Source organism: Methylorubrum suomiense (assembly GCF_022179765.1).
In the GTDB taxonomy this organism is placed as follows: Bacteria; Pseudomonadota; Alphaproteobacteria; order Rhizobiales; family Beijerinckiaceae; genus Methylobacterium; species Methylobacterium suomiense.
Genome location: NZ_BPRE01000010.1, coordinates 158,976 through 184,652, shown reverse-complemented (window position 1 = coordinate 184,652; position 25,677 = coordinate 158,976). Strand labels below are relative to the sequence as shown.

25 protein-coding genes are annotated in these 25,677 nt (G+C 67.7%); 10 read left to right on the top strand and 15 right to left on the bottom strand.

Annotated elements, in window-relative coordinates; genetic code table 11:
• Nucleotides 1-192 precede the first annotated feature (192 nt).
• The 5 genes from recR to truA all read left to right on the top strand — a co-directional run bounded on the left by recR (nt 193) and on the right by truA (nt 4,695).
• Nucleotides 193-798: a recombination mediator RecR gene (gene recR, locus MFF26_RS17060; RefSeq protein WP_137828488.1), complete on the top strand. Its 606-nt coding sequence runs from the start codon at nt 193-195 to the stop codon at nt 796-798.
• A 146-nt stretch (nt 799-944) separates the two neighbouring features.
• Nucleotides 945-2,231: a glycosyltransferase family 87 protein gene (locus MFF26_RS17055; protein WP_238308238.1), complete on the top strand. Its 1,287-nt coding sequence runs from the start codon at nt 945-947 to the stop codon at nt 2,229-2,231.
• A 161-nt stretch (nt 2,232-2,392) separates the two neighbouring features.
• Nucleotides 2,393-2,908 (top strand): peptide deformylase, encoded by a 516-nt coding sequence (locus MFF26_RS17050; protein ID WP_137828487.1) that lies wholly within the window; start codon nt 2,393-2,395, stop codon nt 2,906-2,908.
• Between the two features lie 11 nt (nt 2,909-2,919).
• Nucleotides 2,920-3,849 (top strand): methionyl-tRNA formyltransferase, encoded by a 930-nt coding sequence (gene fmt, locus MFF26_RS17045; RefSeq protein WP_238308237.1) that lies wholly within the window; start codon nt 2,920-2,922, stop codon nt 3,847-3,849.
• An 87-nt stretch (nt 3,850-3,936) separates the two neighbouring features.
• Complete coding sequence (gene truA / locus MFF26_RS17040; RefSeq protein WP_238308236.1) at nt 3,937-4,695, top strand: tRNA pseudouridine(38-40) synthase TruA; 759 nt, start codon at nt 3,937-3,939, stop codon at nt 4,693-4,695.
• Here truA and dapE read toward each other — a convergent pair.
• Nucleotides 4,680-5,843: a succinyl-diaminopimelate desuccinylase gene (dapE, locus tag MFF26_RS17035; protein WP_238308246.1), complete on the bottom strand. Its 1,164-nt coding sequence runs from the start codon at nt 5,841-5,843 to the stop codon at nt 4,680-4,682. The two genes, truA and dapE, sit on opposite strands and share 16 nt — an antisense overlap.
• 203 nt (nt 5,844-6,046) lie before the next feature.
• Between dapE and MFF26_RS17030 the strand changes: the two genes are divergently transcribed.
• Nucleotides 6,047-6,877 carry a HesA/MoeB/ThiF family protein gene (locus MFF26_RS17030; protein ID WP_238308235.1) on the top strand — a complete coding sequence of 277 codons (831 nt, stop codon included), beginning with the start codon at nt 6,047-6,049 and terminating at the stop codon, nt 6,875-6,877.
• On the opposite strand, the gene MFF26_RS17025 is transcribed toward MFF26_RS17030, so the two are convergent.
• From MFF26_RS17025 to MFF26_RS16995, 7 genes are all read right to left on the bottom strand, one after another.
• Entirely contained in the window at nt 6,813-7,700 is an 888-nt protein-coding gene (locus MFF26_RS17025; RefSeq protein WP_238308234.1) for a DUF1186 domain-containing protein, read from the bottom strand. The genes MFF26_RS17030 and MFF26_RS17025 overlap by 65 nt on opposite strands.
• A 15-nt stretch (nt 7,701-7,715) precedes the next feature.
• Entirely contained in the window at nt 7,716-10,139 is a 2,424-nt protein-coding gene (gene pheT, locus MFF26_RS17020; protein ID WP_238308233.1) for a phenylalanine--tRNA ligase subunit beta, read from the bottom strand.
• Nucleotides 10,140-10,202: 63 nt separating this feature from the next.
• Complete coding sequence (gene pheS / locus MFF26_RS17015; RefSeq protein WP_137828481.1) at nt 10,203-11,282, bottom strand: phenylalanine--tRNA ligase subunit alpha; 1,080 nt, start codon at nt 11,280-11,282, stop codon at nt 10,203-10,205.
• A gap of 210 nt (nt 11,283-11,492) precedes the next feature.
• Nucleotides 11,493-11,858, bottom strand: coding sequence for a 50S ribosomal protein L20 (gene rplT / locus MFF26_RS17010; RefSeq protein WP_137828480.1), 366 nt, complete (start codon nt 11,856-11,858; stop codon nt 11,493-11,495).
• A gap of 49 nt (nt 11,859-11,907) precedes the next feature.
• Nucleotides 11,908-12,111, bottom strand: a complete 204-nt coding sequence (rpmI, locus tag MFF26_RS17005; protein ID WP_056244427.1) for a 50S ribosomal protein L35 — start codon at nt 12,109-12,111, stop codon at nt 11,908-11,910.
• A 173-nt stretch (nt 12,112-12,284) separates the two neighbouring features.
• Nucleotides 12,285-12,569 (bottom strand): HigA family addiction module antitoxin, encoded by a 285-nt coding sequence (locus MFF26_RS17000; RefSeq protein WP_137828479.1) that lies wholly within the window; start codon nt 12,567-12,569, stop codon nt 12,285-12,287.
• Between the two features lie 13 nt (nt 12,570-12,582).
• Nucleotides 12,583-12,864: a type II toxin-antitoxin system RelE/ParE family toxin gene (locus MFF26_RS16995; protein WP_137828478.1), complete on the bottom strand. Its 282-nt coding sequence runs from the start codon at nt 12,862-12,864 to the stop codon at nt 12,583-12,585.
• A 286-nt stretch (nt 12,865-13,150) separates the two neighbouring features.
• Here MFF26_RS16995 and MFF26_RS16990 point away from each other — a divergent pair, with 286 nt between their 5' ends.
• Together MFF26_RS16990 and MFF26_RS16985 are read left to right on the top strand one after the other, a co-directional pair.
• Nucleotides 13,151-14,284: a glycosyltransferase family 4 protein gene (locus MFF26_RS16990; RefSeq protein WP_137828477.1), complete on the top strand. Its 1,134-nt coding sequence runs from the start codon at nt 13,151-13,153 to the stop codon at nt 14,282-14,284.
• Nucleotides 14,285-14,459: 175 nt separating this feature from the next.
• Nucleotides 14,460-16,796, top strand: coding sequence for an amylo-alpha-1,6-glucosidase (locus tag MFF26_RS16985; protein WP_137828476.1), 2,337 nt, complete (start codon nt 14,460-14,462; stop codon nt 16,794-16,796).
• 100 nt (nt 16,797-16,896) lie between these two features.
• Here the strand turns inward: MFF26_RS16985 and MFF26_RS16980 are convergent, their stop codons facing one another.
• The 5 genes from MFF26_RS16980 to MFF26_RS16960 form a co-directional block, all read right to left on the bottom strand.
• Nucleotides 16,897-18,162, bottom strand: a complete 1,266-nt coding sequence (locus MFF26_RS16980; protein WP_238308232.1) for an adenylate/guanylate cyclase domain-containing protein — start codon at nt 18,160-18,162, stop codon at nt 16,897-16,899.
• 209 nt (nt 18,163-18,371) lie between these two features.
• Nucleotides 18,372-19,499, bottom strand: a complete 1,128-nt coding sequence (locus MFF26_RS16975; protein WP_137828503.1) for a carboxylate-amine ligase — start codon at nt 19,497-19,499, stop codon at nt 18,372-18,374.
• Nucleotides 19,500-19,582: 83 nt separating this feature from the next.
• The gene (locus MFF26_RS16970; RefSeq protein ID WP_373324483.1) at nt 19,583-19,939 is read right to left on the bottom strand and encodes a hypothetical protein; all 357 of its coding nucleotides are present in this window, start codon (nt 19,937-19,939) and stop codon (nt 19,583-19,585) included.
• Between the two features lie 2 nt (nt 19,940-19,941).
• Nucleotides 19,942-21,552, bottom strand: a complete 1,611-nt coding sequence (locus tag MFF26_RS16965) for a S10 family peptidase (protein ID WP_137828473.1) — start codon at nt 21,550-21,552, stop codon at nt 19,942-19,944.
• 168 nt (nt 21,553-21,720) lie between these two features.
• Nucleotides 21,721-22,173, bottom strand: coding sequence for a DNA polymerase III subunit chi (locus MFF26_RS16960; RefSeq protein ID WP_137828502.1), 453 nt, complete (start codon nt 22,171-22,173; stop codon nt 21,721-21,723).
• A gap of 158 nt (nt 22,174-22,331) precedes the next feature.
• Here MFF26_RS16960 and MFF26_RS16955 point away from each other — a divergent pair, with 158 nt between their 5' ends.
• Entirely contained in the window at nt 22,332-22,640 is a 309-nt protein-coding gene (locus MFF26_RS16955) for a hypothetical protein (RefSeq protein WP_137828472.1), read from the top strand.
• Nucleotides 22,641-22,920: 280 nt separating this feature from the next.
• Here MFF26_RS16955 and pyrG read toward each other — a convergent pair whose 3' ends face one another.
• Nucleotides 22,921-24,549, bottom strand: a complete 1,629-nt coding sequence (gene pyrG / locus MFF26_RS16950; RefSeq protein WP_238308231.1) for a CTP synthase — start codon at nt 24,547-24,549, stop codon at nt 22,921-22,923.
• Nucleotides 24,550-24,717: 168 nt separating this feature from the next.
• Nucleotides 24,718-25,179: a preprotein translocase subunit SecG gene (gene secG / locus MFF26_RS16945; protein ID WP_137828470.1), complete on the bottom strand. Its 462-nt coding sequence runs from the start codon at nt 25,177-25,179 to the stop codon at nt 24,718-24,720.
• A 218-nt stretch (nt 25,180-25,397) separates the two neighbouring features.
• Here secG and MFF26_RS16940 point away from each other — a divergent pair, with 218 nt between their 5' ends.
• A complete protein-coding gene (locus MFF26_RS16940) occupies nt 25,398-25,670 on the top strand; it encodes a hypothetical protein (protein WP_137828469.1) in 273 nt (90 codons plus the stop codon).
• The last annotated feature ends 7 nt before the right edge of the window (nt 25,671-25,677 follow it).

Sequence of the window (25,677 nt, the reverse complement as noted above, 5' to 3'; positions counted from 1 at the left end):
GTCCGTTCAAATGGGCCGATGCCCAGCCAAAGCGTCAACTAAACTTTAGGAGGGATCCAATATTTTTTGACGCTCTCGGCAATCAATGACGAGGTCAGTCTGTCGCTTCGCTGAATGGGCAAAAGCGTCCGGCAGGGATTATGTGAGGGCAGCGTTCCTGCGCCCCATCCACGGAATCTGTCGAAGACCCGCATGCCCCAAGCCGTCGCCGGCCCGGAGATCGAGCGCCTGATCCAGCTTCTGGGGCGCATGCCGGGCCTCGGGCCCCGCTCGGCGCGTCGGGCCGCGCTCCAACTCATCAAGAAGCGCGAGACGCTGCTGGCCCCGCTCGCCGACGCCATGCGCGTCGCCGCCGAGCGGATCGTGGTGTGCAGTTCCTGCGGCAATGTCGATACCCGCGACCCCTGCACGATCTGCGCCGACCACAGCCGCGACCCGACCACACTGGTGGTGGTGGAGGACGTGTCCGACCTCTGGGCGCTGGAACGGTCCGGCGCCGTGAAGGCGCGGTACCACGTGCTCGGCGGCGTTCTCTCGGCGCTCGACGGCGTTCGCCCGGAGCACCTCACCATCGCCCGCCTCGTCGAAAGGGCCAGCGAACCGGGCGTCAAGGAGATTATTCTCGCGCTCAACGCGACCGTCGACGGCCAGACGACGGCCCATTACGTCACCGAATCCTTGAAGCCCCTCGGGCTCACGATCACCCGGCTCGCCCACGGCGTGCCGGTCGGTGGGGAGTTGGACTATCTCGACGAAGGCACCCTCACGGCGGCGATCCGCAGCCGGACGGTGTTTTAGGGGATGACTGCACCGAAATCATGAGATCGATCAACGACACTCGAGGATGAGATAGGAATAACTCTTCCTTAGGACGATCGTGTCAGTTATAATTATAGCGACAAAATTTAGAATAATATTATATTTCCTGTTCTGGGAGACCAACTTTGGAAGACGCATCCGATTCAGCTGATATTGTATTGCACAACTCGCAAATGTTTCACGAGAAGCTCGCCACGCCGTTCGTGACGCGGGCCTTCATCGTCGCCGTCGTTGCAGTGATCCTCACATGGGCGGCCCGTCTGAGCGGTCTCCTTCCGCGCCTGGATCTTACAGATTTCAACGTTCTCCATATTGCGGGTCAAATGGTGTGGAGGGGCGACATTGCGGACGCTTACCACCTCCCGAATCTTTTGCGGGTCATGCGGGAATTGACCGGACAGGAAGCGCTTCTCCCGTGGGCCTACCCGCCCCCCTTCAACCTCGTCATGGCCCTGTTTGCGCCGCTGCCGATCGGCTTGGCCTTTCTGCTCTTCATCGGCGCAACGCTAATCGCATTTCTGCTGGTGCTGCGACGAATTTCAGGTCTGCTCTTCCCGGCAGTCATACTCGCCCTGTTCCCAAGCCTGATGCTCACCATCGCCTGCGGTCAGAACGGCTTTCTGACGGGCACGCTGATCGGGCTCACCTGCCTCGGATTGTTGCAGCAGCGAGGCAGCGCGGGGCTGCCGCTGGGCCTGATGGTAATCAAGCCGCATCTGGCCGTGGGTCTCGCGGCCGGTGCACTGGTGATGCGGCGTTGGACCTGCTTGGCCGCGGCAGTCGGGACCACCCTGCTCGCTTCAGGTATCGCGACCCTCGTACTTGGTCCGACAATCTGGAGCGCCTTCTTGAGGGGGGCGAACGAGGCCTCGGCCAATTTGGCGGCCGGCCATTACCCACTCTACCGGATGATCTCCGTCTACGCTTGGCTGCGCAGCAGCGGCGTACCGGCGACGTTGGCCCTTCTGGCGCAGAGCGCGGTCGCTGTCACAGCCGTGGGATTCGTCCTGTTCGCGGTTCGGAAGCGCCTGCCCCAACGACAGATCATCGGCATTGCCGTCATGGCGGGACTCCTGATGAGCCCCTATGCCTACGATTACGATCTGCCCATCTACGGGATTGGCTTCGCCTTGCTCTTGCCGGATCTGCTCGGACGGGCGCGTCGCCACGAACAAGCGCTCCTGTTCGGTTTGGGCTGGGGCAGCAGCGCCTACGGCTTCATCATCCAAACGCTCAACGGTGGTGTGGCCGGATGGCACCCGCCATCCCCGATCAGTCTGTCCCTGGCAGGCCCGATGCTGATCGCCCTGCTGGCTCTGATCTGGATCTTTCTCCGGCGGGAACCCGCGAGAGCCATCGCAGGCGCCCCCTCCCCCCAAACACTCGCATCGCCGCCCGTTCAGACTGCCTGAGGAAGACTCGGCCCATAGCGTCCCGGTGGTTTGGCAGCACCGACACCGGGACGTTGCTTCAGGATCGCATTTGACCGTCTTTGCCGCTCTGCCTATTTCCGGGTTCAGAAGCGCCTGACAGCGGGCGCATTTGCCCTCGCGCCGATCCCAGCCCGGAAGCCATGACCGTCCGTCCCCTCGTCATCCTGCCCGACGCGCAGCTTCGCCTGGTTTCCGAGCCGGTCACCGAGATCACCAACGAGATCCGCACGCTCGCGGCGGACATGGTCGAGACCATGTACGATGCGCCCGGCGTCGGGCTCGCGGCGGTGCAGATCGGCGTGCTCAAGCGGGTCGTCACAATCGACGCGTCGAAGGACGAGACGGCCCGGAACCCGACTGTCTATCTCAATCCCGAGATCGTCTGGTCGTCCGAGGAGAAGCGCGTCTACGACGAGGGCTGCCTGTCGATTCCGGACTATTACGGCGAAGTCGAGCGGCCCGATCGGGTGCGGGTGCGCTACATGAATCTCGATGGGCAGATTGTGGAGCAGGAAGCCGACGGCCTGCTCGCCACCTGCCTCCAGCACGAGATCGACCACCTCAACGGCGTCCTGTTCATCGATCATCTGTCGAAGCTCAAGCGCGACCGGGTGCTGAAGAAGTTCACCAAGGCCGCCAAGCGCGACGCCGCCTAAGGCCTCACACGATGCGCGTCGTCTTCATGGGTACGCCGGATTTCGCCGTGCCCACCCTCGCGCGCCTCCATGCCGACGGGCACGTGATCGCGGCGGTCTATACCCGCGCGCCGGCCAAGGCCGGGCGCGGCATGGCCCTGCGTCCATCGCCCGTCCATGCTCGCGCGGAAGCCCTGGGACTCCCCGTGCTGACGCCCGGCACCCTGAAGACCGAGGAGGCGGCCGCGACCTTCGCCGGGCACGAGGCCGATGTGGCGGTCGTCGTCGCCTACGGCATGCTTCTTCCGCAACGAATCCTCGACCTGCCGCGCCACGGCTGCCTCAACCTGCACGGCTCGCTGCTGCCGCGCTGGCGCGGCGCGGCGCCGATCCAGCGGGCGGTGATGGCGGGCGATGCCGAGAGCGGGGTCGGGGTGATGCGCATGGAGGCCGGACTCGATACCGGCCCGGTGGCGATGGAGGTGCGCGTGGCGATCACCGAAGGCATGACCGCCGGGGAACTGCACGATGCGCTGATGCCGGCGGGGGCCGATTTGATGGGGCGGGCACTGGCTCGGCTCGAGGCGGAGGGTCTCACCTTCACACCGCAGGCTGCCGAGGGCGTGGTCTACGCCCACAAGATCACCAATGAGGAGGCGCGCATCGACTGGTCGCGGCCGGCCACGGACGTGGCGCGCCACATCAACGGACTCTCGCCGTTCCCTGGCGCCTATGTCGAGGTGGATCTCGGGAGGGGCGTCGAACGGGTGAAGGTGCTACGAGCGCTGCCGACCGAGGGCTCGGGTGAGCCAGGCACGCTCCTTGATTCAGCCTGCACCATTGCCTGCGGGATCGGTGCGGTGCGCCTCCTCGAACTGCGCCGGGCCGGCAAGGGTGGAGCGGCGAGCGGCGAGGAATTCCTGCGCGGGGCGCGGCTTCCTCTCGGAGCGACGCTCGCGTGAAGCGCGAGCGCATTACGATGACGCCCCGTGGCTCGGCGGACCGTCTCCCGCGCCGAGTTGACGGACGCGACGCGGAAACGGCCTAACATGCCCCGCTATAAACTCGTCATCGAGTATGACGGCGCACCGTTCTGCGGCTGGCAGCGGCAGGCCGAAGACCCGACCGTGCAGGCGGCCCTGGAAGACGCCGTGACGCGCTTCTCCGGCGAAACCGTCCGCCTCACCTGCGCCGGACGCACGGATGCGGGCGTGCATGCGATCCATCAGGTCGCTCATCTCGATCTGGTGAAGGCGTGGCGCACGGATACGGTGCGCGATGCCCTGAACGCCCATCTGCGTCCGCAGCCGATTTCGGTGATCTCCGCCGAGATCGTCGGACCGGACTTCGACGCCCGCCACTCGGCGATCCGTCGGCATTACCGCTACCGCATCCTCAATCGACGCAGCCCCGCCGCGCTCACCCGGGGCCATGTCTGGCACGTGCCGTGGCCCCTCGACGCCGACCTGATGCAGGAAGCCGCCCAGCGCCTGCTCGGCCGCCACGACTTCTCCGCCTTCCGCGCCGCCGAATGTCAGGCCAACAGCCCGGTGCGCACCCTGGAACAGCTCGACGTGACGCGCACGCGGATGGGCCTGTTCGAGGAGATCGTGATCGCGACCTCGGCCCGTTCGTTCCTGCATCATCAGGTTCGCGCCATGACCGGCACCTTGATGCTGGCCGGGTGCAAGCGCCTCTCCGCCGACGACGTGGCAGAGATCCTGGCGACGAAAGCCAAGCATCGCTGCGGCCCGCTGGCGCCGGCCGGCGGGCTGACCTTCGTCGGCGTCGATTACGCGGAAAAGTAAGCTTCGAGCACGCGCCTGTAGATCGCGGTGAGCCGTTCGAGGTCCTCGACGGCAACCCGCTCATCGACCGCGTGCATCGTCTGCCCCACGAGGCCGAACTCGATCACCGGGCAGGCATCCTTGATGAAGCGGGCATCCGAGGTGCCGCCGGTGGTCGACAGGGCCGGGCGCCGGCCGGTCTCGGCCTCGACCGCATCGGCCACCAGATCGACGAAGGCGTCGGGCCGGGTCAGGAAGGCGGGTGAGTTCGAGGGCTGGAGATCGAGGCTGAAGCGGACCGCGTTGCCCGCCGCCTCATCCAGACGACGGCGGATCTCGGTCCCGAGCGTCTCGGCGGTCCAGTCATCGTTGAAGCGCACGTTGAACACGGCGTGCGCCGTCGCCGGGATCACGTTGGTCGCGGGGTTTCCGACATCGATCGTCGTGAATTCCAGGTTCGACGCGTCGAAATGAGCGGTGCCCCCGTCGAGCGGGGCGGCGAGCAGAGCGGTGGCGAGTCGCAAGAGACCCGGTATCGGGTTCTCGGCCCGGTGCGGATAGGCGACATGACCCTGGCGCCCATGGACGGTGATGCGCCCGGTGAGCGAGCCGCGCCGGCCGATCTTGATCATGTCGCCCAAGCGCTCGGGATTGGTCGGCTCGCCCAACAGGCAATGATCGAAGCGCTCGCCGCGTGCGCGCGCCCAATCCAGCAGCTTGACGGTGCCGTTGACCGCCGGTCCTTCCTCGTCACCGGTGATCAGGAAGGCGATGGAGCCGCCGAACGCGGGTCCCCGCGCCTCCAGGAAGCGGAGGGTCGCCGCCAGCAGGCAGGCGATGCCGCCCTTCATGTCGACGGCGCCGCGCCCGTAGAGGATGCCATCGGCGACCTCACCGGAGAACGGGCTGTGCGTCCAGGCGGTCGCCTCGCCCGGCGGCACCACGTCGGTATGGCCGGCGAACAGCAGGACGGGACCGTCGGTGCCGATCCGGGCGTAGAGATTCTCGATATCCGGCATGCCGGGCTCGGAGAAAACCGGACGCTCGACCGTGAAGCCTGCCTCGGCAAGCACGCAATCGAGGAAGGACAGCGCACCGCCCTCCTCCGGGGTGACCGAGGGGCAGCGGATCAGGGATTGGGCGAGGGCGAGGGGAGAGGCTTCGGACAAGGCGACACCGTGAACGCGGGGACGGACGAACGCGTCCACCCACCCATCCCCCCTCATCCTGAGGGGCGAAGCGAAGCAGAGCCTCAGGATAAGGGGCTTGGGGAGGAGGGCGACCGTCGCATCGTCCGCCAGCGCTAGCACGCCGCCGCGCCTCGCGAAAACCGCCGCTTCCGCTCCGCCCCTCGCCGGCTTACATGGCCGGCATGGCACTCTCGTCGGACGAAATCGAACGCTATGCCCGCCATATCGTCCTGCGGGAGGTCGGCGGGCCCGGTCAGGCCCGGCTGAAGGCGGCTCGCGTCCTGGTGATCGGCGCGGGCGGGCTCGGTGCCCCGTTGATCCAGTATCTCGCCGCCGCCGGCATCGGCACGATTGGCATCGTCGACGACGACGCGGTCTCGCTGTCCAATCTGCAGCGTCAGGTCATCCATGGCACGCCCGACGTGGGACGGCTCAAGGTGGAGAGCGCGGCGGAGGCGGTCGCCCGCCTGAACCCCCATGTCCGCGTGGTTGCCCATCCGGTCCGGATCACGCCCGAGAACGCCGTCGGCCTGATGACGGACTACGACCTCGTCGCCGACGGCTCCGACAATTTCGCCACCCGCTACGCCGTCTCGGACGCCTGCTTCCACGCCGGGAAACCTCTCGTGACGGCGGCGCTCGGGGCGTTCGACGGCTCGCTCACCACGATCCGCGCCCATGAGACGAGCCCGGAGGGCGAGCGGCACCCGACCTATCGCTGCCTGTTCCCGAATCCACCACCGCCCGGCACGGTCGCCCCCTGCGCCGAAGCCGGGGTTCTCGGCGCCTTGGCCGGTGTGATGGGCTCGCTCATGGCGATGGAGGTGATCCGGGCGGCGGCGGGCTTCGGGGAGCCCCTCGTCGGGCGTCTGCTGATGGTCGATGCCCGCTCGATGCGGTTCGAGACGTTGAGCTATGCCTGGGATCCGGACAACCCGCTCAACGGCGTCAGGACAGGCCCGGCAGCCGTGAGGGACCCGGACGCGTCTCCCCCTTCGCCTCAAGGGCGCTGAGACAGCATTTCTTGTACTTCTTGCCCGAGCCGCAGGGACAGGGATCGTTGCGGCCGACATCCTTGAAGGGGTTCTTGACCGGCTGGCCGTAGGTTTCCGAGGTCCAGTCGAGGGCCTCGACCGGATCGTCGAGATAGCCGTATTGGCGCGTGTCGAAGAGGCTCAGATCCGGCGGCTCGGCGGAGGCCTGCCGCAGCGCCTTCCGGAACCACGCGAGATCGCTGAACTCGTCCGTGATGCGGCCGTCGCGCCGCGCTGCCTCGACCCGTGGCGCGAGGTCGGTCAGCCCGAGATAGGCGATCGCCTCCTCCCAAGCGCTCCAGACCGATCCCCCCTCGATATCGGCCCGCGCCTCGTCGAAGCGCATCAAGAGGGTGCGGGCTTCCTCCAGAGGAATCCGTCCCTGACGCGTCAGGAAGCTCAGCGCGGTCAGGACCGAACCGCGCACGAACGCGTCGCCGCTGCTGTCGAGACCCAATCGGACAAGGGCAGTGAGATCCCCGTCGTAGGTCGAGGCGATCACCTTCGGCAGGGTCGCGGTGATGGCGTCTCCGAGCAGCCCCTCGACCGCCTCGCCGTCCTGCCGCAGCAGCCGCATCAGCGGCGGGAAGATGCGGGTGTCGCGGGAAGCGGCCAGGGCGTGGAGCCCCCAGAACAGGAGGTTGGCCTCCTCGTCCTCGATCGCGTCGGCATCGTCCTCCGCCCGGGCCAGAAGCGCGAGCACCGGCTCGGCGATCGCTTCAGGATCGGCGACCGCCCGCCTCAGGGCCTCGGTCGGGAGGTGATCTTCCTCGGTGAGGACCGCGACGAGATCCGCATCCATGGCCGCCCCTCCCGATCAGGCGCGCAACGTCGCGCCGGTCTTCTTGGCCACCTCGGCGACGATCTTGGCGCTGACCGCCTCGATCTCCGCATCGGTCAGGGTCCGTTCCGAAGGCTGAAGACGAACCGCGACGGCGACCGACTTCGATCCGTCCGGAATGCCGACGCCCTCGTACAGGTCGAACACGTCGATGCCGGCGATCAATTTGCGATCGGCGCCCTGGGCGGCCTTCAGGATATCCGCAGCCGTCACCTCGCGCGCCACCACGAAGGCGAAGTTGCGGGAGATCGCCTGCAGGCCGGAGAGCGCCAGGGCGGGTTTGGCCTTCGTCGGACGATGGCGCGGCAGCGGCAGGGCGTCGAGGACGATCTCGAAGCCGACCTGCGCGCCCTTGAGGTCCATCGCCTTGAGAAGCCGCGGGTGCAGTTCACCGAAATGGCCGACGACGGTCTTGGGCCCGAACTGCAATGTACCGGAGCGGCCGGGATGCAGCCACGCGGGTCCGCCGGCCACGACCTGGAGGCCGCCGGTCGGCACGCCCAGTGCGCCGAGGAGGGCGAGGGCATCGGCTTTGGCCTCGAACACGTCGACCGGCGCGGCGGCGCCGGACCAGTGACGTCCGGCCCCGCCGTGACGGGCGGTGCCGCGGCGGATGCCGGCGGCGCGCACGCTCTGCCCCTCCGGCTCGTCGCTGGCGAAGCATTGACCGACCTCGAACAGGGCCACGTCCGGGAAGCCCCGGTCGGCATTGCGCTGCGCGGCGCGCAGCAGACCCGGAACGAGGCTCGGGCGCATGTCGGACAGGTCGGCGGCGATCGGGTTGGCCAGGGCCAGATCGGCCCCGCCACCGCCGAACAGCCGCGCATCCTCGGCGGCAATGAAGGAGTAGGTCACCGCCTCCATCAGCCCCCGGCCGGCCAGTGCCCGGCGGGCGAGGCGCGTGCGCCGCTGCAGCACCGTCAGCATCGGCTCGTTCGCCACCGTCTCGACGCGGGCGAGCGGCTTCGGCTCGATTCGGTCGAGCCCGGCGATCCGGACGATCTCCTCGACGAGATCGGCCTTGCCCTCGACATCGGCCCGCCAGGACGGCGGCAGCACCTTCACGCGGTCACCGGAGCCGGCGATGTGGAAGCCGAGCGCTTCGAGCGTGACCTTCATCTCCGCCCGCGACAGCTCGATGCCGGCGAGGCGCCGCACCTCGGTCCAGGGGAAATCGATGACGTGGGTGAGCTCGGGCACATCGCCCACGACATTCGCCTGGCTCGGCGTCCCGCCGCAGAGGTCGAGGACGAGGCGGGTGGCGAGATCGAGCCCCGGAAGGGTGAAGGCCGGATCGACGCCGCGCTCGAAGCGGTAGCGGGCATCGGTGACGATGCCGAGGCGCCGGCCGGTGCGGGCGATGGCGCGCGGGTCCCAGAGGGCCGATTCGATGAGCACGTCGGTGGTGTTCTCGTCGCAGCCCGAGGCCTGACCGCCCATGATGCCGCCGATCGACTCGACCCCGTTCGCGTCCGCGATGACGATCACGTCGCCGTCGAGGCGGTACGTCTTGCCGTCCAGAGCCACGAGGCTCTCGCCCTCCTCGGCCCGGCGCACCACGAGGCCGCCCGCGACCTTGTTCGCGTCGAACACGTGCAGGGGCCGGCCGCGATCGAAGGTGAGGTAATTGGTGATGTCGACGAGCGCGTTGATCGGGCGCAGGCCGATGGCACGCAACCGCTTCTGCATCCATTCGGGCGAGGGACCGTTCTTGACCCCGCGCACGAGGCGCAAGCCGAACAGCGGGCACAAACCCTTGTCATGGGCGTCGAAGGCGAGCGAAACCTGGGTCGGGCACGGGCCCTCCCCCCGCACCGGCGGCAGCGGCTCGCGTTTCAGGGTGCCGATGCCGGTGGCGGCGAGATCGCGGGCGATGCCGTGGATCGAGGCGCAATCGGCGCGGTTCGGCGTGAGGTTGATCTCGATGACCGGGTCGTCGAGCCCGGCCCAGACGGCGTAGGGCGTACCCACCGGCGCGTCCGCCGGCAGATCCAGGATGCCGTCGTGATCCTCGCTGAGGCCAAGCTCCGCCCCTGAGCAGAGCATGCCGCGGCTCTCGACGCCGCGGATCGTGCCGACCGAGAGCGTGATGTCCTTGCCGGGAACGTAGGTGCCGGGAGGCGCGAAGACCGAGAGCATACCGGTGCGCGCGTTCGGCGCCCCGCACACCACCTGCAGCGGCTGCCCGTCGCCCGCATCGACCTGGCAAACGCGCAGGCGATCGGCGTTGGGGTGCTGCTCGGCGGAGATCACCCGCGCGATCACGTAGGGCCTGAGGGCGGCGGCCTTGTCCTCGATCCCCTCGACCTCCAGCCCGATCCGCGTGAGCGTCTCGCTGATCGCGTCGAGCGAAGCCTCGGTGTCGAGGTGGTCCTTGAGCCAGGAGAGGGTGAATTTCATCTCAGAACATCCTCGCGGCCGCCGGGGCGAACCGAGCCGGAATCCACAATCGTTGCGACAGGGTCAGGCCGTCAGCCCGCCGACCAGGCTCGGCACGTCGATCGGCCGGAAGCCGTAATGGTCGAGCCAGCGCACATCCGCCTCGAAGAACGGGCGCAGGTCCGGCATGCCGTATTTGAGCATGGCGAGGCGGTCGATGCCCATGCCGAAGGCGAATCCCTGGACCTGATCCGGGTCGAGGCCGCCGTTCCGCAGCACGTTGGGATGCACCATCCCGCAGCCCAGCACTTCCAGCCAGTCGGTGCCCTCGCCGAAGCGCAGCTCACCGCCCTTGCGCGAGCACTGGATGTCGACTTCCGCCGAGGGCTCGGTGAAGGGGAAGAACGAGGGCCGGAAGCGCATCGTCACGCTGTCGACCTCGAAGAAGGCACGGCAGAACGATTCCAGCACCCATTTCAGGTTGGCGATGTTGGCCGAGCGGTCGATGACCAGCCCTTCGACCTGGTGGAACATCGGCGTGTGGGTCTGATCGGAATCGTGCCGATAGGTCCGGCCGGGCATGATCACGCGGATCGGCGGCTGCTTGGCCCGCATGGTCCGTACCTGCACCGGCGAGGTGTGGGTGCGTAGAAGCTTGCGCCGTCCCAGATGATCGGGCGCCAGGAAGAACGTGTCGTGCATCTCGCGGGCCGGATGGCCCTCGGGGAAGTTGAGCGCGGTGAAGTTCAACTCGTCGGTCTCGATATCGGGACCTTCCGCCACGGAGAAACCGAGATCGGCGAAGATCGCGGTGATCTCCTCGATCACTTGGCTGATCGGGTGGATGCGACCGCGGATCTCCGGCGCCTCGCGCAGGGGCAGCGTCACGTCGATGCGCTCGGCGGCCAGCCGCGTGTCGAGGGCGGCCTCGACCAGAGCCTCGCGCTTGGCCAGGATCGCGCCCTGCACCCGGTCGCGCAGACCGTTGATGAGGGGACCGCGCTCCTTGCGCTCCTCCGGCGTCATCGCGCCCAGCGTCTTCAGAAGCTCGGACACGCTGCCCTTCTTCCCGAGGGCGGCGACGCGCAGGGTTTCGAGGGCGGCCTCGTCACCGGCCTGCTCGACCTGGCCGAGGAGGTCGCGTTCGAGAGCGTCGAGATCCATGGTCTGTCCTTAGCCGGTCGTCGCGGGCTGCCTTTTGCGCGCGTCGTTTGCCGTCCTGCAAGCGCGCAAACGTTCGCATCCGTGCAAATCGCGAGGAGGCCCCGGGCGGGCAGAACGGGCCGGGCCCGTCCGGAAACGAAAAGGCGCGGCGCTCGATGAAGCGCCGCGCCTTGATGAAGGGTCGCGCTCCGCCCGGGGGCGGTACGCGGATCAGGCGGCCTTGGGCAGGGCCGACTTCGCCTTCTCGACGACGGCGGCGAAGCTCGCCGGCTCGTGGATGGCGAGTTCGGAGAGGGCCTTGCGGTCCACCTCGATGCCCGACTTCGCCAGCCCGTCGATGAAGCGGGAATAGGTCAGGCCATGCTCGCGGACCGCCGCGTTAAGACGCTGGATCCAGAGGGCGCGGAAGGTGCGCTTCTTGTTCTTCCGGTCGCGGTAGGCGTACTGCAGACCCTTCTCCACCGCCTGCTTGGCGATGCGGATCGTATTCTTGCGCCGGCCGTAATAGCCCTTGGCGGCCTTCAGAACTTTCTTGTGCTTCGCGTGACTGGTCACGCCGCGCTTGACGCGGGCCATGGGAGATCTCCTCGGATTTTAGAAAAGCAGGTTCGCTTGGGACGAAGTATCAGCGCTGGTTCGGCAGAAAATACTTCTTCACGTTGGCGGCATCGCCCTCGAACAGGGTCGTGGTGCCGCGCAGGTTGCGGATCTGCTTCGTGGTCCGCTTGATCATCCCGTGGCGCTTGCCGGCCTGGGCGTACATCACCTTGCCGGTGCCGGTGATCTTGAAGCGCTTCTTGGCGCCCGACTTGGTCTTCAGCTTGGGCATTTGGCTCTCCTGACGCAACGGCGGGCCGGCCGGAGAGCCGGTGCCTTGCGCTGTGATGCTACTGGAGCAACGGGAACCGCCACGGCAGCCCTATCGGCCGGGCGGTTCGACGCGGGCGGCTTATGGCAGAAACATCCGCGGGTTTCAATCGACCGCCGCGCAGGACTGCGCCGTCACGCGCTTTCGAGGGTACGTAGGCCGGAATAGTCGTGCTCGGCCAACGCCTTCGAAAGATCGTGCGCCGTCTGGAGGTTCATCCAGAATTCCGGGCTCGTTCCGAAGAACCGCCCGAGCCGACAGGCCGTATCGGCACTCATGCCGCGGCGACCGCGAACGAGTTCGCTGATGCGGTTTGTCGGAACCTCGATCACCTGGGCGAGCGCGTTGGCGCTTAACCCCAAAGGATGCAAGTATTCTTCGAGGAGTATTTCACCCGGATGCGTTCGGATTCGAGCCATGCTCCGATTTCCTTCAATGATAATCGACGATCTCGACATCCTCCGGGCCCGCACCGTCCCAGCGGAAACAGATGCGCCACTGATCGTTGATACGAATGCTCCACTGACCCTCACGGTCACCTGACAACTTTTCCAGGCGGTTGCCGGGCGGGCTGCGCAGGTCGCTCACGGTGAAGGCAGCATTCAGCATGTCGAGCTTGCGCTCGGCGGCGGCCTGAAAGACTCGCCAGCGGCGATGGCACACGCCGTGCACATCCAGCGCTTCGGTATCCTTGTCGCGATAGCTGAGAATCATGGAGCCGTCTTTGTACGTGTTACGTACAACAACTACGCGTCAACGGCAACCGTGCGGCGCGCCCGAAGCGGGTCATCGCCCTGCTCGTCAGGCAAGCGCAGCAGCAAACCTGCGTTGCGCCCATCCTGTGGAAAGCCTGCATTCGGTGGGCTTGCAAAGATTCCCCATCGCGCCAGGGGCGGTGCGGAACCATAAACCTTGGCCGTCGGTTTCGTTCATGTCCCGCTCAGACCGCGTCGTTCAATAGTCTCTCCAACATCCTTATTCGGTCACAGGAGACGTCTTCGTGCGCATTGCCCAGGTTGCTCCTCTCGCGGAAGCTGTTCCCCCGAAGTTCTATGGCGGCACCGAGCGCGTCGTTTCGTGGATCACGGAAGAGCTGGTCCGTCAGGGACACGATGTGACACTGTTCGCGAGCGGCGATTCCCAGACTTCGGCCAAGCTTGCAGCCTGTCATCCGGAGGGCCTGCGCCTTCTCGGCTACCGCGATCACACCGCGGGCCACCTCGCGATGCTGCATCACGTCCATCGCCGCGCGCACGAATTCGATGTGATCCACTTCCACATCGACCTTCTGCAGTATCCGATGTTCGAAGATCTTTACCACAAGTGTCTGACGACCATGCATGGTCGCCTGGACGTGCCGGATTTCATGCCGGTCTACAACACGTTCACCGGGATGCCGCTGGTCTCGATCTCGGACAACCAGCGCGAGCCGATGCCGGAGAATTCGAACTGGCTGGCCACGATTCATCACGGCCTGCCGAAGGAGAACTGCCCGTTCTACCCGGAGGCCAAGGGCGGCTACCTCGCCTTCCTCGGCCGCATCTCGCCTGAGAAACGCCCCGACCGCGCGATCGAGATGGCGATCCGCTCCGGTACGCCGCTGAAGATCGCCGCGAAGGTCGACAAGGCCGATCAGGATTACTGGGACGAGAAGATCGAGCCGATGATCCACCATCCGCTGGTGGAGTATATCGGCGAGATCAACGAGGAGCAGAAGAAGGACTTCCTCGGCAACGCCCTGGCGCTCGCCTTCCCGATCGATTGGCCGGAGCCCTTCGGTCTCGTGATGATCGAGGCGATGTCGGCCGGCACGCCGGTGATCGCCTTCGGCAACGGTTCGGTCCCCGAAGTCATCAAGGACGGCGTGTCGGGCTACATCGTCAACTCGATGGATGAGGCGATCGAGGCGTGCCGCAAGGTACGCGATCTGCCCCGCACCGGCGTGCGCGCCCATTTCGAGGGCCGTTTCACCGCCGAGGTGATGGTCCGCAAGTATGTCTCGGCCTACGAGCAGCTCCTTGCCGGCCAGGGCAACCTCATCAAGATGCCGGCGGCGGGCGCCTTCTCGCCCCAGTACGGCGAACTCAACGGCAAGGCCGGCGCGCCGCTCCACATCGCCGCGATGCCGGCCTAAACCGGCACACGAAACCCGTCGTAGCCCCCTCGCCGGAGGCGGCGCGGCGCCTAACTGAACGATCCTCAACGCGCCGCCGGTCGTGCCACACGACCGGCGGCTTTCGATTCGAAGGTCCGGACCTTGCGAGGGATCGGACCCGGCTCGCACGGATCATCGGCAGGAGGCGCTTCGCATGGCGGCACAGGACGACGCGGCAAAGGCCCGGCACGCCGAGGACGAGACCAAACAGGCGGCGAAGGCAGGGTTCCAGGACGCGGACGAGGCCCTGCCGCAATACCACATCGAGGCCCAGGCCTCGCTCGTCGAGCGCCCCTTGCGCTCGCTGAAATACGGCGAGGCTTTCGCCGTTCTCGACAGCTACGGCGATATCGGCTGGTATCCCGGCGCCGACGGCCTGTATTTCCAGGACACGCGCTATCTCTCCCGCCTCGCCCTGACGGTCGAGGACGAGCGGCCGATGATGCTGTCCTCGGCCATGCAGGACGACAACGGCGCGCTCTCGGTCGATCTCACCACGCCGGACATCCGCTTGGATGCGGGCGATGAGACCGCGATCCCCCGGGAGCTGATCGCGCTGGAGCGGACCAAGTTCCTGTTCAAGGGCACCTGCTACGACCGGATCGGACTGCGCAACTACGACACGCGGCGTCGCAAGCTTCGGATCGGCGTGACCTTCGACGCCGATTTCCGCGATCTGTTCGAGGTGCGCGGTTCCGATCGCGTGAACCGCGGCAAGCGCACGGTCGAGCGGCGCTCGGACACCGAGGTGCAGTTCCGCTACGCGGGGCTCGACGACATCGTGCGCACCACCTCGGTGCATCTGGGGCCGAAGCCGCACCTGCTGGAGCCGGGCAAGGCCGAATTCCTGGTCGAGCTGGCCCCCGGTGCCCATACCTCGCTGTTCATCCGCATCGCCTTCGAGTCGCACCGGGCCTTCACCAAGGCCCCGGGCCCCGAGAAGGCGGGTGAGGCCGCCGCCGCCGCCCTGTCGCGCGCGGCGGGCAGCCTTGCCGACCGGCCGGACCGTTCCTTGAGCGAGGGCCGCATCTTCGCCCGTGCCTATCGCGACAATCGCCGGGATCTGCGCGAGCTCACCGCCGGCATCACCACGATCATCTCTTCGAACGACCAGTTCAATGAGGGGCTCTGCCGGGCCACCGCCGACCTCTACATGCTGGCGACCCGCACCCAGGAGGGCGTCTACCCGTTCGCCGGCATCCCCTGGTACTCGACCGTGTTCGGGCGCGACGGGATCATCACCGCGATGATGGCGCTCTGGATCGACCCCAATTTCGGCAAGGGCGTGCTGCGCTTCCTCGCGGCGACCCAGGCCAAGGAGGTCGACCCGGCCGCGGATGCTCAGCCCGGCAAGGTGCTGCACGAGACCCGCCGCGGCGAGATGGCGATGCTCGGCGAGGTGCCGTTCCGCCACTATTACGGCACCATCGACGGCACGCCCCTCTTCGTGATGCTGGCCGCCCAGTACCACGAGGTGACGGGCGATCTGGACACGATCCGCTCGATCTGGCCGCAGCTCAAACTGGCGCTTGCCTGGATCGACCAGTACGGCGACCGGGACGGCGACGGTTTCGTCGAATATGCCCGCGAGACCGAGCAGGGGCTGGCCAATCAGGGCTGGAAGGACAGCCACGATTCGATCTTCCATTCCGACGGCGCCATGGCCAAGGGCCCGATCGCTCTGTGCGAAGTGCAGGGGTATGTCTTCGCGGCCAAGCAGGGCGCGGCGAAGCTCGCACGCCTGCTCGGCGAGGACGATCTCGCGGCAAGCCTCACGGCGGATGCGGAGAAGATCCAGAAGAAGTTCGATGAGGCATTCTGGTGCGAGGAGATCGGCACCTATGCCCTCGCGCTCGACGGCGCCAAGCGTCCCTGCGCGGTGCGCTCGTCGAACACCGGCCACGCCCTGTTCACCGGCATCGCCTTGCCGGAGCGGGCGGCGCAGGTGGCGGCGCAGCTCCTGTCGAATGACGGATTCAACGGCTGGGGCATTCGCACCGTCGCCAAGGGCGAGGCCCGCTACAATCCGATGTCGTACCACAACGGCTCGATCTGGCCGCACGACAACGCGATCTGTGCCATGGGTCTGGCCCGCTACGGCCTCAAGGACGAGGCCGCGCGGGTGTTCGAAGGCATGTTCGACACCAGCCTCTACTACGACCAGAAGCGCCTGCCGGAGCTGTTCTGCGGCTTCATGCGGCGGCGCCAGCGCGGCCCCGTGAGCTACCCGGTCGCCTGTTCACCCCAGGCCTGGGCCGCCGCCGCCCCGTTCGCGTTCCTCGCGGCAAGCCTGGGATTGGAACTCGATCACGCCCGCAACCGCATCCGTTTCCGAAACCCGGTTCTTCCGAAGTTCTTGGAGGCGGTGGAGCTGTACAACCTCAAGCTCGGCGCCTCGCGGGCCGATATCCGCCTGCACCGTCACGGGCACGACGTCACGGTGGCGGTGACGCGCCGGGTTGGGGACGTGCAGATCTCGATGTTGAAATAGGGTGCCGGAAACGCGCCGCCTCGCTCCGTATAGCGCGAGGCGGTGCCTTCCGCTGGCTGGGGCGAGGCCGGGCCGACCCTGATAGGCTTTGGAGGCGGCGTTAGCCCGCCTTCGCCAGCGGCTTCGATTTCCTCTCGGGCCGGAACACCGCCATCGGCTCGGGGAATCCGTCGAGCGGGTGGCTGCCCAACGGCTCGGGGTCGCCCCAGAGGAAATCGACGAAGGGCTTCGACATCAGTAGCGGCTCCTGGAGCACGCGGTTCAGCCGTGCCAAGCGGCTCGCGAGATTCACGTCGCGGCCGATCACGGTGAAATCGAGCCGGGTGCCGGAGCCGACATTGCCATAAGCCGCCTCGCCATGATGGAGGGCGATGCCGGCATCGACCACCTTGCCGGAGAAGCGACCAACGGCGTTGGCCTCGGTGAGCGCCGCGAGCGCCGATTGCGCGGCGGTGAGCGCCCCCTTCGCGGCACTGCCCATATCGTCCCCGGACTCGCGGAAGATCGCGAGAAGGCCGTCGCCGAGATATTTCAGCACCTCGCCGCCCTCGCGTTCGATCGGCGGGACGAGGCAGTCGAAGAAGGCGTTGAGGAGATCCACCGCGCCCTCGGGCGTCAGGTCGGCGGACAGGCGCGTGTAGTCGCGCATGTCGGCGAACAGGATGGCCGAGCGGATGCGCCGGACCTGCCCACGGCGAATGTCGCCCGACAGGATCGCCCGGTGGGGTTCGTCGCCGACATAGATGCGCAGCACCGTATCGAGCTGCTTGTTGAGGAGCCGCATCTCCATCACGGCGGCCAGCGTCGGCATGACGAAGCGCAGGATCGCGATGTCCTCGTCGCGGAAGCCGCTCGCTGCGCGCGTCGCGAAGGTGATGCCGTTGCGCGTGCCGTTGGTGAAGATCAGCGGCGCCACGATGTAATGGGTGTAGCCGGCAGCCTTCAGCTCGGGGATGACGGCGTAGGCGGTGTCAGGCGTTCGGGCCAGATCGAGGACGAGCCATTCGCCCGATTGGTGCACCGTGTAGAACGGGCTCTCGCGATAGGCCCGCTCCGAGGCCTCGCCGTGCGGAAACAGGCGAACGCTCGATCCCTCCTCACGGGTCCAGCGACGGCCGACGCCGGAATATTCCGAGTGCAGCGTGTCGATGGCGGTCGTCGCCCGATCGATCGGCACGCCGATCTCGTCGAGGCGCTGCGCCAGGCCGGACAGCAGGTCGTCGGCCTTCGGAAGCCGGGCACCCTCGCCCAGGAGCCAGTCGCGGATGCCGACACAGGACTGGAGCGCGCCGAAAGGCACGTCCTCGGCTTCCGACCCGTCAGCGAGGGCGGTCGGGGCAGGTCTCGGGGCGTCCTCGTCGAGCATCCGCCGAAAGTGGTCACTTCGCCGGTCAAAGCAAGGCTTGCCCAGCTCATGGTGGAGGTCATGGTTGAGGTTGCAACGCGATTTCGGTGCCAGCGCGGCTGTCACCGGATCTCCGCGTCTCGGTCAGTGCACCGCGATTCCTTCGGCGGCTCCCGCGCAGGTGGCGGGAGCCGAGCGTTGGATTCCCGATTCCTGCCATCCGGGAGGGGCTACCGGCCGCAATCCGCCGTCTCTTGGGCCAGCCAGTCGATGACGCGGGAAAGCGCCTTGCGCTTGCCGGCGCCGGCATCGAGCGCCTTCTCATAGGCCGCGATCTGCCCGTCGGCGCTCGATCCGCAGCTGGCGATGGTGAGCGCGTGGGCGACCTGGGAGGCGCAGCCCAGGGCCGCCGCATCCTCCGCCGTGAGGTCGAGCAGCCGCTCGACGAGGCGGCGCACCGGGACGGTCTCCTCCGCCGCCTCGTCGACGAGAGCGGCGTTCACGCCATCGCGCTCGGCCCGCCATAGATTCTCCATGACGATCCCGCGGCTGGCCCCAGTCAGGGGTGGGGCGAGGTCCGGCCGGCGCACAGAGAGCCGTACGAGGCAGCGATAGAGCGCGGCGATGGCGAGCGCATCCTTGAGCCGGGTGCAGCTGTCGGCCACCCGAAGCTCCAGGGTCGGATAGCGAATGGAGGGACGGATGTGCCACCAGAAATACGTGGCGTCCTCGACGGCGCCGGCCCGGGTCATCACCCGGACGTAGCGGTCGAAATCGGCGGCGTCCGTGAAGAGTTCGGGAAGGCCTGTGCGGGGCAGCTCGGCATAGGCGCGCAGACGATATCCGGCGAGCCCGGTACGGTGCCGGTCGTAGAACGGCGAGGAGGTCGAGAGCGCGAGCAGAACCGGCAGGTGGGGCATCAGGCGGTTGATGAGGGCGATGCGCTCGCCGGGCTCCGGTACCTCCACATGCACATGGAGGCCGCAGACGACGGAGCGGCGCCCCACCATCTGAAGATTGTCGATCATCTTGCGGTAACGCAGCTTCGAGGTCTCGCGCTGCTCGGCCCAGATCGCGGTCGGATGCGTACCGGCAGCGAAGACCTTGAGGCCGTGCTCGCGCCCGATCCGGCACAAACCGGTGCGCAGGCTCGCCAGGGCATCCTCCGCCTCGGCGAAGCTCGCCGACGGCTTGGAGGAGATTTCGGCCTGGTTCTCGAGCAATTCGCGCTCGACCCCGTCGAGGCGGTGGCCGGCGGCCTTGTGGAAGGCTGCCACCGATTCCTGCGGCGCCGCCCGCGTGCGGGCATCCGCCAGGAACAATTCCTCCTCGATCCCGAACCGGTACTCGTGGGCCATCGCGCCGTCTGCCTCCCGCTCTCCGGACGGAATGCCGGGCACCACGCGCCGCAAGCAATCCGCTGTCCAGTTTCCCGAAGGCTCTAACGCACGATGCGGTCGAGTCGGTTGTTGACGAAGAAATACAGCTCCTTCGCCCCCGGCTCGGTGTAGAGCACCTGCACCTCGCGGCCGGAGCGGCCTTCGCCGATCAGGACATCGGTGGGTGGACGTCCCTTGAGCCGAACGAGATCGCACTCGCCGATGCCGGGCTCGATGGCGGCGGCCGTTTCCGGCGCGGACCCGGTGCAGGCGCCACTCCCGTCGAGGACGGGCCCGTATGACGGGGCGGGCGCCTTCGGCAGGACGGCACTGGGCGGCGGCGGCGCGGGAAACGGGGCCGCCCGCTCCGTGGCGGTGCAGGCGGACAGGGCCGCGAGCGCCGGGAGAAAGACCAACACCCTCACGGCGTCGGCCTCGGCCGGTCGGCCTCGCGCCCTCCCCCCGCGCTGCCATCGGAGCGGGCGCGCAGGGCACGGGCATAGAGATCGGCGGCGTCCGCGTGGAACGCCTTCCGCGAGTCGGGGCGCGTGTAGAACATGTGCCCGCCCGGATAGACCGACAGCTTCAGCCGATCGGCCTCGCCATAGACCGGTATCTGGTCGATCAGGAGCTTCGAGGTGAAGTAGGGTGTCACCAAGTCGGTGAAGCCGTGAACGACCAGAACGCGCAGGGTGCCGTCGAGCGCCAGGACGTCCTTGAGGGCTCCCATCGCCTCGGGCGCGGAACGGCCCGAGCCCCAACTCCAGCCGCGGTTGACCGCATTGTTCAGGAGTTCGTAGCGCATGTTCTCGACGCGCCAGCCGAGGCGCTCGGTGTAGAGCCTGACCATCGCCCCCGAGAGCGGTGCCTGGAGCGCGGTCAGCACTGGATCCTCGAAGCCGGAATGGGCCGCGCCCGGATCCGGATCCCAGCCGGTCACACCGGTGTCGTAGGCCGACGCGACCCGCCCGACGTCGCGGCCGATCTCCCGCTGATAGCTCGATGACGAGATGCGGCCCGCCTGCCGGCGTACGGTCTCTGGATCGAGGCCGGTCAGGGCCGACAACCTCTCCGTGAGCCGCGCCACCGCCTCGCGGTCGGACGGCCCCTTCAAGAGGTCGGCGAGATAGTCGCCCGCGGCGTAGGCCTCCGCCTCGCGCATCAGGGTACGGTCGGGGGTCGTGCCGGCGCGTTCCAGAGCGGCGGCCGCGAAGGAGGGCAGTCGGGTCACGTAGCCCCAGGGCGTGGTGCGCGGCGATTGCAGCCAGCCGAAATCGAGGACCGGCGAGAGCAGCACGAGCCCGGACAATCCGATTCCGACATCGTCCTGAAGTTTCTGGGCGATGAGCGGTCCGCGGAAGCCGCCATAGCTCTCGCCGACGAAGAATTTCGGCGAGGCGAGCCGATCGTTCTGGCGCAGGTATCGCGCGATGGTCGCCGCCAGGACCGAGGCGTCGGACTCGATGCTCCAGTACTTCTTGCCGTCCCCGTCGGCGGCGCGGCTATAGCCCGTCCCGACGGGATCGAGGAACACCAGATCGGTGAAATCGAGCCAGGTCGAGGGGTTGGGTTGAAGGTCGAGCCGCTGCGACGGGCTGATGGTGCCGCCGTCGGTGGGCAGACGCCAGGGACCGATGGCGCCGATATTGAGATAGGCCGAGGCCGCGCCCGGCCCGCCATTGACCGCGAAGGTGATCGGGCGCGCCGCACTCTCTTCCGCCGTGCCGGGCTTCAGATAGGCGATGAAGGCGATCTCGGCCTGGAGCTTGCCGTCCTCGTCCACGAGGCCGAGGCTTCCGGCGGTGGCCTTGAAGCCGAGCGTACGGCCCTCACCCAGATCGATCCGATGCTCGGTGGTGGCGTCCGGCGGCAGGCGCCGTCCCTCGCGTTCGGGTGCCTTGCGCGACTGTCCTTGCGGGGATGCCGGCTGAGCCGGGGCGACCGCCGGCGCGAGGCCGAGGCAGACCGCGAGGAGGCCGGCGAGGCAGGCGCGAACCGCCCCGGCGGGAAGGCGCGTGGTCGGATGCATCATGCGCTCGTATCCGTCTCTACCATCGTTCGCCGCTGCGGATCCGAGCACCGGCCGGAAGGGTGGTTGCCGGCCCTGGGATCAGAGCCGCGGAAAGCCTGAGATCGAGAGTCCCGTCCCCGCGACGAAGCCCGGAACGAGGGATTCGACGCGGAGCCGGCGAAGGCCGCCTCATGCCTTCTTGGCCCAGCGGCCGGACTCGTCCTGCTGCCAGTAGGCGACCGTGTGACCGGCCTCCTTGGCGCCGCGCCACTGCTCGCGAGCGCGCAGCAACGCGTCGGTGTCGGTGCCGTCGAACAGGATGCAGATGCGCTCGTAGCCACCCGCATCCTCAGGCAGATCCGCCCCCTCCACGAGAAAGCGGATCGAGGCGCCGTTGGGGTTCTCGGTGCGCAGGGTCAGCACCACCGGCTGGGTCGCGGCGTCGGTGTCTCGGTCCGTGCCGTGGGGGAGAAAACTTTCGTCCGTGTAGGTCCACAGGCCGTCGTCGAGGGCCTGCAACCGCTCCTCGCTCACCGCCTGGATGGCCGCCTGCCAGCCGCGCTCCAGCGACTTCTCGAGGAGGTTCGGCAGCACCTTCTCGAGGGGCTGGCGCTGAAGGTGATAGAACAGAATCTCGGTCACGGCCGCACTGATATAGGGCCGCAGCGTTCCGGCACAGCGCGGACCGAGCGTCGCGGGCCTACCGAGCGGCACGCCGCTGCCGAGGAGGAGAATGTTCTGAACATTGCCGATGGTCGCCAGGTTTACCCTCGAGACAACCATCAGGGATGAAACGAACCATGCGGACCACCACGATCGCCCTCGCGGCCACCCTCGGCCTCGCCCTTTCGGGTGCGGCCTTCGCCCAGACAGCGGCCGGCGGCGGCAGTGCCGAGGGCAACATGAACAATCCCGGCAGCGTGAAGAGCAATTCCGAGAAGGGCATGGAGCGCTCGACCGGCTCCGCCACCGGTGCGACCACCGGATCGACCGGAACCGGCATGGCCCCCGGGGCCCCCGGTGCGGCGGGCGGAACCGCGGGCGGAAGCATGAGCACCGGAACGGGAGCCGGTGGCGCGGGTGCCGCGGGCGGAGCCGCAGGCCGCTAAGCCAACGCATTCAGGAAAGGGGGCCGGGTGATTCCGGCCCCTTTTTCATGCGTGGTGTAGCGGCCTCAATCCGCCTGTGAGGGCAGCCCGATCAGATCGGGCACGAACCGGTCATCGATCCCCGTAAACGGTTCGTCGGCTTCCCGGATGAACCGGACAACCGGAATGCCGCGGGCGATCCTGGCCTGAAAGCGGCAAAACCGATCTCGCTTCTGCCGTCACGGTGAATTCGACCGAGACGGCAGCCTATCCCTCGGGTGCGATCGGATGCTCCGGCGACCTAGACCAACCGGCTCTGCTCGACCGCGGCGGCGACGAACCCCTTGAACAGCGGGTGCGGTTCGAAGGGACGCGACTTCAGCTCCGGGTGGAACTGGACGCCGATGAACCAGGGATGCCCCTCATGCTCGATCGTCTCGGGCAGAAGGCCGTCCGGCGAGGTTCCGGAGAAGCGCAGGCCCTTGGCCTCCAGGCACTCGCGATAGGCCATATTGACCTCGTAGCGATGGCGGTGGCGCTCCGAGATCTCGGTCTCCCCGTACATCTCCGCGATCTTGGTCCCGGCCTTCAGGGTCGCCCCGTAGGCGCCGAGCCGCATCGTGCCGCCGAGATTGCCCTCCGCCGCCCGCCGCTCCAGCTCGTTGCCGCGCATCCACTCGGTGAGCAGGCCCACCACCGGCTCGGAGGTCTCGCCAAACTCGGTCGAATTGGCGTTCTCGATGCCGGCGAGCGAGCGCGCCGCCTCGATCACGGCCATCTGCATGCCGAAGCAGATGCCGAAATACGGGATGCGCCGCTCGCGGGCATAGCGGGCCGCGCGGATCTTGCCCTCGGCGCCGCGCTGTCCGAAGCCGCCCGGCACGAGGATGCCGTGCAGCCCTTCCAGGAACGGCACCGGATCCTCGCGCTCGAACACTTCCGCCTCGATCCATTCGAGGTTGACGCGCACGTTGTTGGCGATGCCCCCGTGGGTGAGCGCCTCGGTCAGCGATTTGTAGGCGTCCTTGAGGCCCGTATACTTGCCGACGATGGCGATGGTGACCTCGCCCTCCGGGTTGCGCACCCGGTCGAGGATCTTCTTCCAGCGGTCGAGCTGCGGCTCCTGGGGCGGCTCCATGCCGAAATGGGCCAGGATCTCCCGGTCGAGGCCGGCCTCCCGGTAGGAGAGCGGCACGGCGTAGATCGTGTCCACGTCGCGCGCCTCGATGACCGCGCTCTCCCGCACGTTGCAGAACAGTCCGAGCTTGCGCCGCTCGTCCTCGGGGATCGGGCGGTCGCAGCGGCAGAGCAGGATATCGGGCTGGATGCCGATGGAGCGCAGCTCCTTGACGGAGTGCTGGGTCGGCTTGGTCTTCAGCTCACCGGCCGACGGAATGTAGGGAAGCAGCGTCAGGTGCAGGTAGCAGACGCTGCCGCGCGGACGCTCCTGGCCGATCTGGCGGATCGCCTCGAAGAACGGCAACCCCTCGATATCGCCGACCGTGCCACCGATCTCGACGAGGACGAAATCGTACTCGTCGTTGCCGTCGAGGACGAAGGTCTTGATGGCATTGGTGACGTGCGGGATCACCTGGATCGTGGCGCCGAGATAGTCGCCGCGCCGCTCCTTGGTGATGATGTCGAGGTAGATCCGACCCGTGGTGACGTTGTCTGCGCGCGAGGCCGGGAGCCCGGTGAAGCGCTCGTAATGGCCGAGATCGAGGTCGGTCTCGGCGCCGTCGTCGGTGACGAAGACCTCGCCGTGCTGGGTCGGGCTCATCGTCCCCGGATCGACGTTGAGGTAAGGATCGAGCTTGCGCAGACGGACGCGGTAGCCGCGTGCCTGGAGCAGGGCGGCAAGGGCTGCCGAGGCGAGACCCTTGCCCAGCGAGGAGACCACGCCGCCGGTGATGAAAACGTACCGCGTCATGGGCTTCGGTCCATAAAGGGGCTCGAGCGATTCGCCAAACCGCAACGGTCGCCGCATCCCGTCAGCCGAACGGGGCGCGGCGCAGGCCTAACAGCCTCGCGCCGGTGCGAGAGTTTTTTTCGGTGAAGTCTTTTCCGTGGCCGATGGAGCACCGGCGACGTCGGGAGATCAGCGGGACTGCGGCGCCTCGGGGGTCGACGGCGTCGGGGCAGCGGGCGGCGCGCTCTCGACCGGGGCGGCCGGCGCGGTGGACGGCGGCGCTGCGGGCTGACCCACGGGCGCGTTCTGGCTGCCCTGGCGGAGCGTGTCGAGCAGGTTGTCGGCGTTCACCGGCTTGTTGGGCTGCTCGGCCTGTCCCTGCTGCTGGCCGGTTCCGTCGAGGATCGAGCGCGGCGCCGCCGAGCGGTGAGCCATGATCGCCAGCGCCATGCTGGTGGTGAAGAACAGGGCCGCCAGAATCGCCGTGGCGCGGGTGAGCGCGTTCGCCTGTCCCCGGCCGGTCATGAAGCCCGACACGCCGCCGCTGCCGCCGCCGCCGAGTCCCAGGCCGCCTTCCGAGCGCTGAAGCAGCACCACGGCGATGAGCGCCAGTACGATGATGAGGTGGACGACGATCAGGAGGGTCTGCATGGTGTTTCCGGTGTCCGCCCGTCGACGGAGCCTCTCGGTGCCTGACCGCCGTTGATCGCGCGCAAGGGGCGCGCTCGCGGAGGCCGCTGCACGAAGTGGGGGCTCCTACACCGTTTGCCCAGCCGCGCCAACCGGCCTCGGCCGCATGAGAGGGGCCGGCGCACGCGTTTCTGCGCATCGCCACTCGCCAGGCGGATGACAGCATGCGAGGAGGACGCATGAGCGAATATGAGACCGACGCCGCGCGCCTGCGCAGCTTCATCGACCGCGCCGACCGCGACGAGCTCGCGGCGGTTCAGACCGATCTGCTGCGGATTGCCCTCGAGAAGCCCGATCCGGCCGGCCGTGCGGCGGCGATGGACGGGCTGCAGGCGGCGCTCGCGGACACGATCCGGCCGGACCAGATGAGCCCGCTGCACCAGGCCTTCTACGTGGCGGTGCTGTCGATGATCGAGCGCACGAAAGAGGCGGTGGCGAAGACACCGGCCTGACGTCGCG

What these genes read in the sequence shown, in the direction of transcription:
- recR (WP_137828488.1), top strand. Translation starts at nt 193, where the DNA reads ATGCCCCAAGCCGTCGCCGGCCCGGAGATCGAGCGCCTGATCCAGCTT.
- MFF26_RS17050 (WP_137828487.1), top strand. Translation starts at nt 2,393, where the DNA reads ATGACCGTCCGTCCCCTCGTCATCCTGCCCGACGCGCAGCTTCGCCTG.
- fmt (WP_238308237.1), top strand. Translation starts at nt 2,920, where the DNA reads ATGCGCGTCGTCTTCATGGGTACGCCGGATTTCGCCGTGCCCACCCTC.
- truA (WP_238308236.1), top strand. Translation starts at nt 3,937, where the DNA reads ATGCCCCGCTATAAACTCGTCATCGAGTATGACGGCGCACCGTTCTGC.
- MFF26_RS17030 (WP_238308235.1), top strand. Translation starts at nt 6,047, where the DNA reads ATGGCACTCTCGTCGGACGAAATCGAACGCTATGCCCGCCATATCGTC.
- MFF26_RS17025 (WP_238308234.1), bottom strand. Translation starts at nt 7,700, where the DNA reads ATGGATGCGGATCTCGTCGCGGTCCTCACCGAGGAAGATCACCTCCCG.
- pheT (WP_238308233.1), bottom strand. Translation starts at nt 10,139, where the DNA reads ATGAAATTCACCCTCTCCTGGCTCAAGGACCACCTCGACACCGAGGCT.
- pheS (WP_137828481.1), bottom strand. Translation starts at nt 11,282, where the DNA reads ATGGATCTCGACGCTCTCGAACGCGACCTCCTCGGCCAGGTCGAGCAG.
- rplT (WP_137828480.1), bottom strand. Translation starts at nt 11,858, where the DNA reads ATGGCCCGCGTCAAGCGCGGCGTGACCAGTCACGCGAAGCACAAGAAA.
- rpmI (WP_056244427.1), bottom strand. Translation starts at nt 12,111, where the DNA reads ATGCCCAAGCTGAAGACCAAGTCGGGCGCCAAGAAGCGCTTCAAGATC.
- MFF26_RS17000 (WP_137828479.1), bottom strand. Translation starts at nt 12,569, where the DNA reads ATGGCTCGAATCCGAACGCATCCGGGTGAAATACTCCTCGAAGAATAC.
- MFF26_RS16995 (WP_137828478.1), bottom strand. Translation starts at nt 12,864, where the DNA reads ATGATTCTCAGCTATCGCGACAAGGATACCGAAGCGCTGGATGTGCAC.
- MFF26_RS16985 (WP_137828476.1), top strand. Translation starts at nt 14,460, where the DNA reads ATGGCGGCACAGGACGACGCGGCAAAGGCCCGGCACGCCGAGGACGAG.
- MFF26_RS16980 (WP_238308232.1), bottom strand. Translation starts at nt 18,162, where the DNA reads ATGCTCGACGAGGACGCCCCGAGACCTGCCCCGACCGCCCTCGCTGAC.
- MFF26_RS16975 (WP_137828503.1), bottom strand. Translation starts at nt 19,499, where the DNA reads ATGGCCCACGAGTACCGGTTCGGGATCGAGGAGGAATTGTTCCTGGCG.
- MFF26_RS16965 (WP_137828473.1), bottom strand. Translation starts at nt 21,552, where the DNA reads ATGATGCATCCGACCACGCGCCTTCCCGCCGGGGCGGTTCGCGCCTGC.
- MFF26_RS16955 (WP_137828472.1), top strand. Translation starts at nt 22,332, where the DNA reads ATGCGGACCACCACGATCGCCCTCGCGGCCACCCTCGGCCTCGCCCTT.
- pyrG (WP_238308231.1), bottom strand. Translation starts at nt 24,549, where the DNA reads ATGACGCGGTACGTTTTCATCACCGGCGGCGTGGTCTCCTCGCTGGGC.
- secG (WP_137828470.1), bottom strand. Translation starts at nt 25,179, where the DNA reads ATGCAGACCCTCCTGATCGTCGTCCACCTCATCATCGTACTGGCGCTC.
- MFF26_RS16940 (WP_137828469.1), top strand. Translation starts at nt 25,398, where the DNA reads ATGAGCGAATATGAGACCGACGCCGCGCGCCTGCGCAGCTTCATCGAC.